Origin of the sequence: Blautia sp. AF19-13LB, assembly GCF_003479105.1 — a bacterium.
Taxonomy (GTDB): domain Bacteria; phylum Bacillota; class Clostridia; order Lachnospirales; family Lachnospiraceae; genus Fusicatenibacter; species Fusicatenibacter saccharivorans.
Genome location: NZ_QUGO01000084.1, coordinates 1 through 539 on the forward strand (window position 1 = coordinate 1; position 539 = coordinate 539).

A 539-nucleotide genomic window follows, 5' to 3' on the forward strand; every position below is an offset into this window, starting at 1 on the left:
ATGTCAAAATTCCATGATTACAGCCTTAACAATACAATCCTTATCGCCATGCAGGGCGGCAACCTTGTGAAAGGCTATAAACAATGGGAAAAGGAATTTGACCGCCATGTAAAGCCGGGAGAAAAAGCTATCAAGATACTTGCGCCGTCCCCGTTTACCGTCAAGAAACAGGTGGAAAAAATCGACCCGGACACCCAAAAGCCTGTTTTCGATAAGGACGGGAAACCTGTTACCGAAGAAAAAGAAATCAAGATACCCGCTTTTCGTGTGGTATCTGTCTTTGATATTTCACAGACCGAGGGAAAGGAGCTTCCTGCCCTTACCTATGAGCTGACGGGCAACGTGGAACAATACAAGGATTTTTTCGCTGCCCTTGAAAAGACTTCCCCCTTTGCTATGGGATTTGAAGCACTAAGCGGCGGCGTAAAAGGACGCTGCAATTATGAGGAAAAGCGTATCATCATTAACGAGGGCATGGACGAATTGCAGAATATCAAGACCGCAATCCATGAAATCGCCCACGCCACGCTGCATGATAC

The 539-nt window shown here is 46.4% G+C and carries 1 protein-coding gene; it reads left to right on the forward strand.

Features of this window, described 5'->3' with window-relative positions; genetic code table 11:
* The coding region (locus tag DWX32_RS19415) for an ArdC-like ssDNA-binding domain-containing protein (RefSeq protein ID WP_118660900.1) at positions 1-539 on the forward strand (539 nt) is incomplete at both ends.